11 protein-coding genes and 8 tRNA genes are annotated in these 13841 nt (G+C 29.8%); 13 read left to right on the top strand and 6 right to left on the bottom strand.

Annotated features, from left to right (window positions below; translation table 4 throughout):
- The first annotated feature begins 307 nt into the window (after positions 1-307).
- The 10 genes from ACXYRR_RS00005 to ACXYRR_RS00050 all read left to right on the top strand — a co-directional run bounded on the left by ACXYRR_RS00005 (position 308) and on the right by ACXYRR_RS00050 (position 4393).
- Positions 308-384, top strand: a tRNA-Pro gene (locus ACXYRR_RS00005).
- A 4-nt stretch (positions 385-388) separates the two neighbouring features.
- A tRNA-Ala gene (locus ACXYRR_RS00010) sits at positions 389-465 on the top strand.
- Positions 466-470: 5 nt separating this feature from the next.
- Positions 471-547: transfer RNA gene (locus ACXYRR_RS00015), tRNA-Met, on the top strand.
- Between the two features lie 22 nt (positions 548-569).
- Positions 570-645, top strand: a tRNA-Ile gene (locus ACXYRR_RS00020).
- Positions 646-649: 4 nt separating this feature from the next.
- Positions 650-742 (top strand) — tRNA-Ser (locus tag ACXYRR_RS00025).
- Positions 743-778: 36 nt separating this feature from the next.
- A tRNA-Met gene (locus ACXYRR_RS00030) sits at positions 779-855 on the top strand.
- A gap of 2 nt (positions 856-857) precedes the next feature.
- Positions 858-933 (top strand) — tRNA-Asp (locus ACXYRR_RS00035).
- A gap of 2 nt (positions 934-935) precedes the next feature.
- Positions 936-1011: transfer RNA gene (locus tag ACXYRR_RS00040), tRNA-Phe, on the top strand.
- Positions 1012-1113: 102 nt separating this feature from the next.
- The gene (gene ileS, locus ACXYRR_RS00045; RefSeq protein ID WP_458597202.1) at positions 1114-3786 is read left to right on the top strand and encodes an isoleucine--tRNA ligase; all 2673 of its coding nucleotides are present in this window, start codon (positions 1114-1116) and stop codon (positions 3784-3786) included.
- Positions 3779-4393, top strand: a complete 615-nt coding sequence (locus tag ACXYRR_RS00050; protein WP_458597203.1) for a signal peptidase II — start codon at positions 3779-3781, stop codon at positions 4391-4393. Before ileS ends, ACXYRR_RS00050 begins: the two co-directional genes overlap by 8 nt.
- 72 nt (positions 4394-4465) lie before the next feature.
- Here ACXYRR_RS00050 and tuf read toward each other — a convergent pair whose 3' ends face one another.
- The 4 genes from tuf to ACXYRR_RS00070 form a co-directional block, all read right to left on the bottom strand.
- Positions 4466-5659 (bottom strand): elongation factor Tu, encoded by a 1194-nt coding sequence (tuf, locus tag ACXYRR_RS00055; RefSeq protein WP_435129111.1) that lies wholly within the window; start codon positions 5657-5659, stop codon positions 4466-4468.
- Positions 5660-5958: 299 nt separating this feature from the next.
- Positions 5959-6681, bottom strand: coding sequence for a glucosamine-6-phosphate deaminase (gene nagB, locus ACXYRR_RS00060; RefSeq protein WP_458597204.1), 723 nt, complete (start codon positions 6679-6681; stop codon positions 5959-5961).
- Positions 6682-6688: 7 nt separating this feature from the next.
- The gene (gene nagA, locus ACXYRR_RS00065; protein ID WP_458597205.1) at positions 6689-7789 is read right to left on the bottom strand and encodes an N-acetylglucosamine-6-phosphate deacetylase; all 1101 of its coding nucleotides are present in this window, start codon (positions 7787-7789) and stop codon (positions 6689-6691) included.
- Positions 7789-8637: an N-acetylmuramic acid 6-phosphate etherase gene (locus ACXYRR_RS00070; RefSeq protein ID WP_435129122.1), complete on the bottom strand. Its 849-nt coding sequence runs from the start codon at positions 8635-8637 to the stop codon at positions 7789-7791. The genes nagA and ACXYRR_RS00070 overlap by 1 nt, the downstream gene beginning before the upstream one ends.
- Positions 8638-8818: 181 nt before the next feature.
- On the opposite strand from ACXYRR_RS00070, the gene ACXYRR_RS00075 reads away from it, so the two are divergent.
- The 3 genes from ACXYRR_RS00075 to ACXYRR_RS00085 all read left to right on the top strand — a co-directional run bounded on the left by ACXYRR_RS00075 (position 8819) and on the right by ACXYRR_RS00085 (position 11981).
- Positions 8819-9148: a hypothetical protein gene (locus tag ACXYRR_RS00075; RefSeq protein WP_435129125.1), complete on the top strand. Its 330-nt coding sequence runs from the start codon at positions 8819-8821 to the stop codon at positions 9146-9148.
- Complete coding sequence (locus ACXYRR_RS00080; RefSeq protein WP_458597206.1) at positions 9148-10929, top strand: PTS transporter subunit EIIC; 1782 nt, start codon at positions 9148-9150, stop codon at positions 10927-10929. The genes ACXYRR_RS00075 and ACXYRR_RS00080 overlap by 1 nt, the downstream gene beginning before the upstream one ends.
- A gap of 176 nt (positions 10930-11105) precedes the next feature.
- Positions 11106-11981, top strand: a complete 876-nt coding sequence (locus tag ACXYRR_RS00085) for a MurR/RpiR family transcriptional regulator (protein WP_458597207.1) — start codon at positions 11106-11108, stop codon at positions 11979-11981.
- 15 nt (positions 11982-11996) lie between these two features.
- On the opposite strand, the gene ACXYRR_RS00090 is transcribed toward ACXYRR_RS00085, so the two are convergent.
- A complete protein-coding gene (locus ACXYRR_RS00090; protein ID WP_458597208.1) occupies positions 11997-13085 on the bottom strand; it encodes a hypothetical protein in 1089 nt (362 codons plus the stop codon).
- Positions 13086-13094: 9 nt separating this feature from the next.
- Complete coding sequence (locus ACXYRR_RS00095; protein ID WP_435130064.1) at positions 13095-13751, bottom strand: LemA family protein; 657 nt, start codon at positions 13749-13751, stop codon at positions 13095-13097.
- Between the last annotated feature and the right edge of the window lie 90 nt (positions 13752-13841).

The raw sequence follows: 13841 nt of genomic DNA on the forward strand, positions 1-13841 counted from the left end.
AGCTGACCATTACTAATAAATTGATAGGTTTAAAAGTAAATGTATTCAAGACATTCTAATGAATTATAATTACTATTCAGTTTTCAAAGGACTATGCCTAAGGGGCATTTTTTTAATTGAAAACACAAAAAAGAATAAAGAAATTTAATTAACATAAAAATATTTTAATATAGCAAGAATGATAAAATAAAAATCTAAAATTTTATGTTTTTATTTTTACAAAATTATGCTAAAATATATTAGCAATAAAAAAGAAAAGTTTTTTTGATATATATAGTTTTATTGTATAATACTATAGCCAATACACGGAGAAGTAGCTCAGTTTGGTAGAGCACTACATTTGGGCTGTAGTGGTCGCAGGTTCAAATCCTGTCTTCTTCACCATTTCGGGGGGTTAGCTCATTTGGCTAGAGCGCCTGCCTTGCACGCAGGAGGTGGTGGGTTCGAATCCCATACTCTCCACCATTTATGGCACTATAGCTCAGTTGGTTAGAGCATCCGGTTCATACCCGGAAGGTCAAGAGTTCGACTCTCTTTGGTGCTACCAAAAAATCTATAAATTCGGAAATGGACCTATAGCTCAACGGTTAGAGCAACCGGCTCATAACCGGTTGGTTACAGGTTCGAATCCTGTTGGGTCCACCAATATGGGTGATTACCCAAGTCCGGTTGAAGGGAGCAGTCTTGAAAACTGCCAGGGGCTTTACGGCCCGCGGGGGTTCGAATCCCTCATCACCCGCCACCATAACTTAACATAATATGAATTTATAGAACATATCGCGGAATGGAGCAGTTTGGTAGCTCGTCGGGCTCATAACCCGAAGGTCACAGGTTCGAGTCCTGTTTCCGCAACCAATGGTTCAGTGGTAAAGTGGTTAATACGCCTCCCTGTCACGGAGGAGAACGCGGGTTCGATCCCCGTCTGGACCGCCATTGGCTCTGTAGCTCAGTTGGTAGAGCAACAGATTGAAGCTCTGTGTGTCGCTGGTTCGATTCCTGCCGGAGCCACCATCAAAAATTGCTATATTTTATAAACTGCAGTAAATTAGTTTATAAAATATAGCAATTTTTATTTTTTTGCTAAAATATATAGATATAAAAAAGGAGAAAAATATGGACTATAAAAAGACATTAAATATGCCAAAAACTGATTATGAAATGAGAGCTAATTTATTAGTTAAAGAACCAAAATATCGTCAGTTTTGGGAAAGTTCTAAAATTTACCAAAAAGTATTATCAAAAAATAAAAATAACCCAAAGTATATCTTGCACGATGGTCCACCATACGCTAATGGAGGTATTCATGTTGGTCATGCATTAAACAGAGTTTTAAAGGATATTATTGTTAGATATAAATCTTTATCAGGGTTTTATTCACCATTTGTACTTGGTTGAGATACACATGGTTTACCAATAGAGCATAAAATGCTTACTGAGAGCAAATTAAATAAGGATGAACTTAATCCTGTAATTTTACGTAAAAAAGCAGCTCAATATGCTTTACAACAAGTTAATAACCAACGAAACCAACTTAAATCCTTGCAATTATTTACCGATTATTCAAAATCATATATAACCTTAGATAAACAATATGAGGTTATGCAGCTAAAGGTTTTTAAAAAGATGGTAATGGATGGATTGGTATATAAAGGATTAAAGCCTGTATTTTGATCACCTAGTTCCCAAAGTGCTTTAGCCGAATCTGAGGTAGAATACCAAGATGTAATTTCACCATCAATATATGTTGCTTTTGAAGTTGTAGCAAGTAATTTTGAAAATGTTAAAACTGGTGATAATTTAGTGATTTGGACTACAACTCCATGAACATTATTGGCTAATGCAGCGGTAGCAATTGGTTTAGATATTGAATATGCTCGTGTAAAAAATAATGGAAGTTTTTATATTATTGCAATTGATTTATTAACTGTTGTTGCATCAAAATGTGGTTGAGATACATATGATATTGTTTCAGTTTTTAAAGGTTCGCAAATTTTAAATTATAATATTGAATATTTAACACCAATTTTGAAGTTTCATGCTCCATTAGTGATCGGACATCATGTTAGTGTTGAATCAGGATCTGGTTTAGTTCATATTGCTCCGATGTTTGGTGAAGATGACTTTTTAATTGGACAAAAAAATAAGTTACAGATGATTATGCATATTTGTGATAAAGGTTATATTGAAAATACCAATACTGATTTTGATGGGATGTTTTATCAGGATGCAAATAAGAAAATATCAGAATTTTTAGCAAACAAATTATTACACTTTGAAAGATTTAAGCACTCATACCCACATGATTGAAGAACTCATAAACCAATTATCTTTCGCGGGACACCACAATGATTTGTTTCAATTGACAAAATTAGAGAGCAAATTTTAGATCAAATTGAAAATAATGTTACTACTTATCCAGAATGACCGAAAAAACGTTTATATTCAATGATTCAAAATCGTTCTGATTGAACTATTTCACGTCAAAGAAGTTGAGGAGTTCCACTAATTATCTTTTATGATAAGGATGGAAAACCAGTTTTTGATTCAGAATTATTTGATCATGTTATAGATTTAGTAGCAAAATACGGAACTGATATTTGATGAGAAAAATCAACTGAAGAATTATTACCTTTAAAATATCAAAATCAAGGTTTTACTAAGGAAAAAGACATTATGGATGTTTGATTCGATTCAGGTGTTTCAAGTGTAGCTGCTGTAATTGAACCGAATTTACAATCACCATATGATTTATATTTAGAAGGAACTGATCAATATCGTGGTTGATTCAACTCATCAATTATTAATTCAGTTGCATATAAAGGATTAACACCTTATAAAAATCTTATATCACATGGTTTCGTTGTAGATGCTAAGGGAAATAAGATGTCTAAGTCAAAAGGTAATTCAGTTGAACCTTCTGATATTATCAATAAACGTGGTGCAGAGATTTTAAGATTATGAGTTGCAAATTCAGAATATCAAGGTGACATTTCAATAAGTGAAGATATTTTAAATCAAAATACCGAAATATACCGTAAATTAAGAAATACCATTAAATTCTTGCTTGGTAACTTAAATAATTTTGAATATTCTAAAGACATTAAAAGAACCGGAATCCATATGTTTATTTATCAACAACTTCAAGAATTAAAATACAATGTAATTAAAGCATATGACGAATATAAGTTTTTAATGGTTGTAAAACTGCTTTCAAACTATGTTGTTGAGCTTTCTAGCTTCTATTTGTCTGTTACCAAAGATATTTTGTATGTTCGTTCATTAAACGATCCACAACGACTTATGACACTTACAAATATGTATGAGATAGTCGAATTTCTTATAATAGCGCTTGCTCCGATTTTACCTACCACATCCGAAGAAGCATATGAGTTCTTTAATAAAAAAGATAAATATGAATCAGTATTTTTAGAAAATTTACCAAAACTTTCTGAAATAGCATATGATGCAGCATTAATTACTTCATATAAAGAATTTTTTGAACTACGTGATAAAGTTAATGTGCTAATTGAAAATGCGATTAAAGCTAATTTAGTGAAGCGATCAAATGAATTAGAATTATTTTTACCTAAAACATCTGATTTAATAGCTAAACTTGATTTAAAAACATTATTAATGGTAGGAAAAATAACACAGGGAAATGAATTAAAAGTTGAAAAATTTGATTCATTAAAATGCTTAAGATGTTGAAATCATTTTGATAAAGAAAATGTTAAAAATGATTTATGTAATCAATGTGAGCAAATTGTAAGAGAGTTTCATGAATAAAAAAATAAAAATATTAAAAAACTACTTATCTGTAAATAAAAAACGTATTTTAATAACATATATATTTATTTTTGCTTCATTAATAGTTTTTTTATTTATAGATCAGATGACAAAGAATCTATTATTTAATCACGGTTCAATAAAAACTTTGGATCAAAATTTTGAAGTATCTTATAATAGACAAAGATTTCCTGCTGAATCTATATTAAATAGTTACACAGTTTCGCCACTACTTGGGATACGAAGCATCTGACACGGTGGAATTACTTTTGCTAAAACTCGTAATACAACTTTAATTCAAACCATTTCAATCATTTTGTTTATTTTTATTTTAACATATGGATTGTTTTTAGATAAACATAATAAAATACGTGCAATATTTGTAGGAATAATATTGGCAGGTGATTTAGGTAATATGTTAGATCGTTTTATTTTTAGTGGTTATGTTAAAGACATCTTCTTTATACCTTTTTTAAATAGAGATGGCACATTTAATTTTGCTGATTCATTAATTTTCACCGGAATTGCTTTATTGCTTATCGGTAGTTTGATACCAGAGAGCAAAATTAGAGACCTTAAAAGACATAGGGATTTAATAATTCATTAAAACAAGCATATATGCTTGTTTTTGTTTGCAAAGCATTAAAAAATCGGGATATAAACCCGATTTTTAAATTGTTTATTTAATAATCTTTGTTACTGAACCAGCACCAACTGTACGTCCACCTTCACGGATAGAGAATTTGGTTCCTGCTTCAACAGCGATAGGAGCGATTAATTTAACTTTTAAGTTAACGTTTTCTCCTGGCATAACCATTTCACGTTTTGCATCAAATTCAACTCCACCAGTAACATCAGTGGTACGGAAGTAGAATTGTGGTTTATAGTTTTTAAAGAATGGTGTGTGACGTCCACCTTCTTCTTTTTTTAGAACATAAATAGCTGCTTCAAATTCTGTGTGAGGGATAATTGAACCTGGTTTTGCTAAAACTTGTCCACGTTCAACATCTTCACGGTTTACTCCACGAAGTAATAATCCAGCATTATCTCCAGCTTGTGCTTCTTTAAGGTTTTTACGGAACATTTCAATTCCTGTAACAACTGTTTTCTTAGTAGGTTTTAAACCAACGATTTCAACTTCTTCGTTTAATTTAAGTGTTCCACGCTCTACACGTCCTGTAGCAACTGTTCCACGTCCTGTAATGGTGAATACATCTTCAACAGCCATTAAGAAAGGTTTTTCAAAGTCTTTAATAGGTGTTTCAATGTATGTATCAACTGCATCCATTAATTCCATAATTTTTGGTTCTCATTTTGCATCACCTGATAATGCTAATGATGCAGAACCACGTATAACAGGAGCATTATCTCCATCAAATCCATATTCTGTAAGAAGTGAACGAACTTCAAGTTCAACAAGGTCGATCATTTCTGCACCTTCATCACCTTCTAGCATATCACATTTATTTAAGAATACAACGATGCGAGGTACACCAACTTGTTTTGATAAAAGAATGTGTTCACGAGTTTGAGGCATTGGTCCATCGGTTGCAGCAACAACTAAGATAGCACCATCCATTTGAGCTGCTCCGGTAATCATATTTTTAACGTAGTCAGCGTGTCCAGGACAGTCTACGTGAGCATAGTGACGTTTTTCAGTTTGATATTCAATGTGTGCTGTGTTAATTGTAATTCCACGAGCTCTTTCTTCTGGAGCGGCATCGATTGAAGCATAATCACGAGCTTCTGAAAGTCCTTTTTTAGATAAAACTGTAGCAATAGCAGCAGTCAAAGTTGTTTTACCGTGATCAACGTGTCCAATGGTTCCAACGTTAACGTGTTCTTTACTACGATCAAATTCTAATTTTGCCATATTAATATTCCTTTCATATTGTTTATGATTTAAATTAATTTAGTTTGTCTTAGCGCTAAAACCAACCATAGCCTAGTCTTTCATCTAGGTCCTGTCCATAAGCACCAATAATTTTAGCAAATTCTTTTATATAATTTAGAAATTGCTTTTTGTATTAATATATTTTACCATATTTTTTATATTCATTAATCATTAAGATTATGCTTTTAAGGCTTTATTCTATGATTTTATTTACTAAATGATTGATTTATATAAAATAAATTATTCAAAAAATCAATAAGGTTTCCTTATTGAAAGTTTTATAATAATTTTGCTGCTTTTGAATCTAAAATTATAGTTACATCATTATGTGTTTGTAAGAAACTAGCAGGAACATCCGAGCAAACAGGACCATTTATTGTTTTTGTAATTGCATCTGCTTTAGAATCTCCATCTGCTAACAAAATAATTTTTCTTGCTTTTAATATAGTTCCGATACCCATTGATATAGCTGTTTTTGGAACTAACTTTATATTGTCAAAATACTTTTTATTAGCATTTATAGTACTTTTAGTCAAAATTACTTCACGAGTTATATCATTGATTTTTGAACCTGGTTCATTAAATGCAATATGTCCATTGATACCGATTCCTAGTATCATTAAATCTATACCACCTTTTTCTGCTATTAACTTTTCATATTTTTTAGCATTTAAACCAATATTTCCTATTCCGTTTGGCAGATTAATATTTGATTTATCTACATCAATATAATTAAAAAGTGTATTGAACATAAAATAATGGTATGAGCAAGGGTTTTTTATATCAATTCCAACATATTCATCAAGGTTAAATGTTGTAACATCTTTAAAAGAAATCTCTTTATTTTGATATTTTTGAATCAATAATTGATATGTTTTTATAGGAGAGTTACCAGTTGCAAAGCAAATGTTTAAATTAGGTCTTGATTTAATAGCATCTGCTATTAAATCTGCTGCATATTTAGCTTGTAAATCTGAATTTTCTTTAATTATAACTTTCATATTTTCCTTAGTTTACCTTTTTTCCATCAATATAAACACTTTTAATATTTCAATTATAATCCATTAATACTATATCTGCTAGATAACCTATCCTAATTTTGCCTAACTTTTTATTTAATCCTAAGTATTTAGCAGCATTATATGATGTCATTTTTACTGCATCACAAGAATTTACATTGATACTCAATAAGTTTTTAAAAGCATCGTGTATACTGATACCTGAACCTGCAATAGTATTACTGTCTTTTAAAGTTATTTTTAATCCATCTTTTATAACAGGGATATCACCTGAAATATTTTCTCCATCTTTATAATAAGCAGGTTTAATTGCATCTGAAACAGCAATAATTTTATCAAAACCTTTATTTTTGATAGTGAATCAAATAGACTGCTTACAAATATGAAATAAATCGAAAATCATTTCTACATAAGTGTTTTCGTTCATTAATGCAGCCTGAAGCAAACCTGGGTTTCTTGAGTCGATTCCTGACATTGCATTTCATAAGTGACATACAGATTTGCAACCATTATCAAAGAAGATTGATGCAGTTTCAAAATCAGTTGCTGAATGTCCGATAGACCCTATTATATTGTGTTTTTGCATCTGTTTAAATACTTCTATATCTACCACATCAGGATCGAATGATATTTTTCTTAGTGTGTTTTGTGATGCATTAATAAGTTGTTCGATATCTGAAACAGTTGGTTTTTTAAGATACTCAAATTTATGTGCTCCTTTTTTAGCATTTGCAATAAAAGGACCTTCTAAATGCAAACCTAAATTTCTTGCAACATATTTAGCATTTTTACTCACATCGTCTAAAACATCTAAAATATTTTGTCACTGATTTGTCATCAATGTAGGCATAAAAGCAGTTGTTCCATGTTGAGCAAGTTTTTTTGAAATAGCAGAAACCGCATCGCTTCCTTCCATAACATCGTAATTATAAAAACCGTGTATATGTGTATCGATAAATCCAGGAACTGCTATATATTTTGCTTGATTTTGATTTGGTATAATTTTTTGTATTTTATGATCTTTTATATATATATCAGCACAATCAATGATGTTGTTATAATTTATAATTTTAACATTTTTTATTTTCATTATCCAATTACTTCCCTTAAATTATTATGTGATTTTTTTAATAGCTTAATCGCATTTATTTTATCAACTTTATTTAAATGCATTACAGCAGCAACTTTAATATTTTGATCTGCTTCTGAATATAACTTTTGTGCATCTAATGCAGATATATGTGTTATTTGTTTTAAAATATCAATGCTACGCTTAACTAATTTTTCGTTTTTAGGAATTAAGTCAATCATTAAATCATCATATACTTTACCTAGTTTTATAGCAGTAATTGATGAGATAGTGTTTAAGATAAGTTTTTGCAAAGTCGCTGCTTTTAAACGAGTAGAACCAGAAATAACTTCTTTACCTACATCACCAACTATAACATCATCTGAAACAGATTCACAGTCTCCATTTTTTTGATTTGCTATCAAGGTAGTTTTTGCATTAGTAGTTTTTGCATAAACAAAAAAACCTTTTATATATTTAGTATTTCCCGATGCAGACAAACCGATGATTAAATCTTTATTATTAATATTTTCTTTTTTTGCATCACAGTAACCTAAGTTATAATCATCTTCATAGCCTTCTAATGACGCTAAGATTGCTGCATCTCCACCAGCCATCGAGTATTTGAATCAATTTAACTCTCCAAATGTAGGTAAAATATCTAAAGCATCTAATAAAGCGATTCTTCCACTACTACCAGCACCTACATAAAATATTCTACCGTTTTTTTTGATGACTTTAACACATTGCTTAGCAAGTTGAATAATATCTTTTTTCAAATTATTATATGCTTTGATTACATCTTTATTTGATTCAGCAAAAATATTTACAAGCTGTTTATAATTTAATGTATCTAAATGTTTGTTCATAACAACCTCGCAATTATTTTATTATGGAAGTCTATTTGATATGTTAAATAAAAAAATTTTTTATTTTTTATATTAAACATCATTAATAAAACAAAAAATATGAAAAATTTTTTCATCTTAGCATTTGTATATGAAAATGATTTTATAATATTTTAGAGTGTAAATCACTCAGTGAGGTTATATGGATAAATTTTTAAAAAAACTCAAAGACTTGCACTGGTCGCAATGAGTTTATATTATTTTATGAACTTTATTTATTGTCTTCTTAATCATACTTATCGGATTATTTGGAGGTTTCACAGAAAACAGTCACGGGTTTTCAAAAGAAAAACTAGGTGCTCATTATGATGCATATGTTGCTGCTTTCAAAAAATTTCGATCAGATGTAATAGGGGCAATGGGATTCTTATTCTTTCTTAGCTTTTTTGGAGCAATTATCGCTACAATTGCTTCACATGGATTCTTTTTGAAGAAGAAAAAACTTCTTTTAGCTAAAGCAGGAGGTAAATAATGACTACAACTGCTAAAAAAACATTTTCAGGTGGGTTAGCTAAAGGATGAATGACAAAACTCTCACGTATAGGATCAGCATTGATGTTTCCGATTGCGGTGCTACCGGTTGCTGCGATCTTGTTAAGAATCGGAGCAGAATTACCAGGTGATTCTCCGTTTGGTAAGTTTGTGCAATCATTATTATTAAAAAGTGGTGATGCAGTATTTTCAAACTTATACATTATATTTGCAGTAGGTGTAGCATTTGCTTTCACAAAAGACAAACGGGGTGAAGCAGCATTTGCTGGATTTATTGGAATAATGATATTAACCTTTTTAATGGTTGCTTTAACCGATGTGTATTATGGAACTTTGTTTGTACATAAAGGTTATGTAGATACTGATACAGGTGTTATTAAGGATTTTGTAGCATCTTCGCCAAAAGATACAAAATCAGGAACAGGATTTAAGGAATTTACTAAAACTTATCAAGTAGTTTCTACTGGTTTTCATACAATTTTTGGAAAGAAAACAGATGACGTTCTTGCTAAAAATGTACTTAATGGTATTGTAGTAGGTGCTTTAACCGCATTTGTATATAATCACTCAAACAATGTTGCATTGCCAAAAGTATTAGGATTCTTTAGTGGAAAAAGATTAGTTCCAGCAGTTGCTATTATTGCATCAACATTATTTACAATTGTTTGAGCAGTTATTTTCCCTTGAATCGGTTATGTGATTTTTGCTATTTCAGAAGCGATGTCAAAAGCCGTAACATCAAAACAAGGTGAATCATTTAATTTAAAAGCACAAGCGCGCTTTGCAAGAGCGGGAATAATGGGTGTATATGGATTTTTAAACAGACTTTTAATTCCATTCGGATTACATCATATTCCAAATAACATCTTCTGATTCCAATTAGGTGAATGACCAAAAGAAGGTAATCCATCACAAACTGTTAATGGTGATATTCTTATTTTCTTACAAGGACAAGCAAAAGGCAACCCAGGCGGTATCTTCCAAGCAGGATTCTTCCCAATGATGATGTTCGGATTGCCTGCCTTAGTGGGTGCATTTGTTTATTCAGCAGAAACCAAAGAACAAAAGATTAAAGTTGCTTCATTATATGGTTCAGCAGCAATTGTAAGCTTTTTAACAGGTATTACAGAACCAATTGAATTTGCTTTCTTATATGTTTCTCCACTTTTATACTTATCACATGCAATCTTAACAGGTATCTTTGCATTTATAACAGGAGCATTTGGAATACAATTAGGATTTGGATTTTCAGCTGGATTATTAGACTACATTACTTCAATACCTAAGTCATTAAGAATAATCAACGAATCAGGTTATACAGGCGCAGCAAGAGTGTTTGCTAACCCAGGATGAATTTTCCCTATTGGATTTGTAACTGCTGCTGCTTACTTTGGTGTAGGGGTTGGATTTATCAAAGGATTTAACTTATCAACACCTGGTCGTGGTGAAGGTATCATACGTTCAGAAGAAGAAATAAAAGAAGTTGTCTCACCAGAAGCAAATGATGGTAGCTTTTCAACAAAAGCAAGAAATATTGTTAAAGCTTTTGGTGGCTGAGATAATATAACAACTTTTGAAAACTGTTCAACACGACTTCGTTATGAAGTTAAAGATGGAAGTAAAGTATCTGAAGAAGATTTGAAAAAAGCAGGTGTATTTGGTTTAGTAAAAGTTTCTGAAAAATCATTTCAAGCAATAGTTGGAGTCGAAGCAGAAAGTATTAATAACCAGATTACATCAAATAAAGGTGCAGAATTATAATAATTTAGATGACACAGATGTGTCATCTTTTTGTATTATATAGTTTTATAATAAGATTGATTAAAATAAAGAAGAGGAATAAAGAAAAAAATATTGCAAAATAAAGAAACATAAAAAGCATAAAACACAAAAATAATTTGCATTTTTATAAGCAAAATATATAATTATTTTTACCTATGAAAAAAGAAATTTTTGATAATAATCTAAAGCAAATAATTACATCAAATCAACATATAAAATCATTGATAAAATTAACCGATTTTATTAGTTTATATCCTAATGGTTTTTTAGAATTATCAACTTTGCAATTATCTGATAAGCTTGATGTGTCACAAGCAACTATTTCTCGTATTTCAAAAATATTAGGTTTTAGAAATATTCAAGATATAAGAATCTATATTTCAGCAAGATTGCAATATTTAGATGATCGTATTGATTGAAATAATAATGAATCAAGCGAAAATTTATCAGATGTAATTTCTAATATTAAATCACATTATATGTTTACAATTGAAAAAAGTGTAAATAAGTTTTTAGATAATAAATACATTTATAAGTATATTAACACATTATTAGAATACAAAATTAATCTATTTTTTGGCATTGGTGATTCTGGTATGATATCAGCTTATTTTGCTAATAATTTAAGAAAAATAGGATTTAATGTTTTATATTGTAGTGATGTACATACCTTTTTAAGCTTTAATTCATTGCTACAACTTAAAAAAGTACATGTAACAGTGATATCTAAATCAGGAACAACTTTAGAAATAAAATTTGTTATAAACTTCTTAGAAACAAATAATATTCCATATTCTGTATGAACAAAGAATCAGAGTTTACAAAGCAATCATTCGTTGAATTTATTGTATGTTGATTCGCTTGAGCAAAAGTATCGTATTGGAGTGCTAGGCTCAAAGATTTCTTATTTTATGCTTTGTGATATTATTTATTCATTTTTATCAGTAAAAATAGATAAAAATAAGAAAATCTTTTCGCAGATTAATGATTATATTAGTAGTTGAAATAATTTATTGGATAATAAAAAATAAGGTGCAAACCTTATTTTATTGTAAGTAAATTGGAATGTTAATGAATGAAAGCATATAGTATAAAGTATAAGTGTCAATTAATAGATCGTTATAAATTTTATTAATTACTATTTCTTTGTTTTTTAAACGAAGTGGGACATTAAGATACATAAACCCAAAATCAACATTATAGTTTAAGTAGATAAAATCTCCAGTAGAAAAAACATTAAATCTTTTAATTTTTGAACCTTGGGTATCTTTAAGACGCTTAAGCATTAATTCTTGTGATAATGGTGTAAACATCATTGTGGCTTTAAATCTATCGTTTATCATTGGTGTAACATACTTGTTGAATTCTTTGTTTTCCATTTGAATTTTTTGTAAACCACTACCACTAGCAAGTTTTCCAACCATTAATGTAAATACCATTGCTTTATCTTCAAGATATCTTGTATCTATTTTAAGCATACCGGTATAGTAATGTTTTTCTTCAGTTAGATTACCTTTACTATCTCTTCTTTCATAAACTCAGTGGACATTTATAAGAGAAAGTGGATAGTGTTTCATTAATAAACAATGTTTTGGTTCTTTAACTTCTGATATATATGCCCCACCAGGAATACCAACTGTAAATCTATGTAAATCCTTTTTGCTAACTTGACAATGTCTAAATGCTTCTTTAAAGTCAGTGCTTTCTTCTGTTGGTATATAATCCATTTCGTCATCAAGGATATTAAATGATTCAACATATAGTGCTTCTTGGTTTAAGTTTTGTTTTAATACATGAGCTAAATTAACCCTAAAACGATAAAATTTTCTTCAATAGACAGCACCTAAAATAACACCAATTAGAATAGAAATAATGAATAAGATTAAAAAAACAAAAAAAGGAATAAAACCATTACTTACTACACTGATAATAATGGCACCGATTATTAAGAATACAACACCAGGTATAATAGTACTTAAAAGAGATACTCAGAATTTTTTAAATGCTTTTTTATAATCATTCATTACTTCAGGAGTTAGTATGTTATTTACTACTGTTGTAACAATTGGTAGAAGTTTTTCGTCTGCTTTATTTTTATAATCAGCAAACTTTTGATAATCGCGAACAACTCTCACTATTTATTATTAAAATAAACCTTTCATTGAAACATCTTGTTTTTGTTGTTCAGATGCTGCGTATAAAGGAAGAGTTTCAAGCTTTAACATTGCCGCAATAATTGAAGCAGGATATGAGAAAATTTCTTTATTAAAGATGTTAGCATCTTTATTATATAGTCTTCTTGCAGCTTGTAGCTCTCTTTCTAAATATGTTGATTGATTCATTAATTCTTTATAAGCATCCATTGCTTTTAGTTCTGGATATGCTTCAGAAACTGCCATCAATCTTCCGAAAACACTTGTGTTAAGCTTTTCGATTTCATTTGCATTAGCAACTCCACCTTGACTTACTAATGATCTCATTTTTGCAATTTGTGTAAGTGTTTCATTTTCATACTTGCTGTAACTTTTTGTAATTTCAACAAGTTTGTTTAATGTGTCATAACGTTGTGTTAAGAACACATCAATGGTTGAAGCCGATTCATTTGTTTGTAATTGCATTCTATTAAAACTATTTCTTTTTACAAAATAATAAATTACACCACTAAATAGAAGAAGAATTCCAAGGATTCAGAAAATTACCTTTGATGCTGTTGATGTTGTTGCAGCAGTAGGTCTTGAATCTACATTTGGTTGAAATCCATCTGGATGATGTGCTTCTCTGTTATTAACTAAATTTGCCATATTGTCCTTTCTTTATTTGTCATAATAACTTGTTATATTATACAAAATTTGCATAAAAATTTAAAAAGTCAAAGCAAATATTTGCAGAGA

Source organism: Mycoplasma sp. 246B (assembly GCF_054353935.1).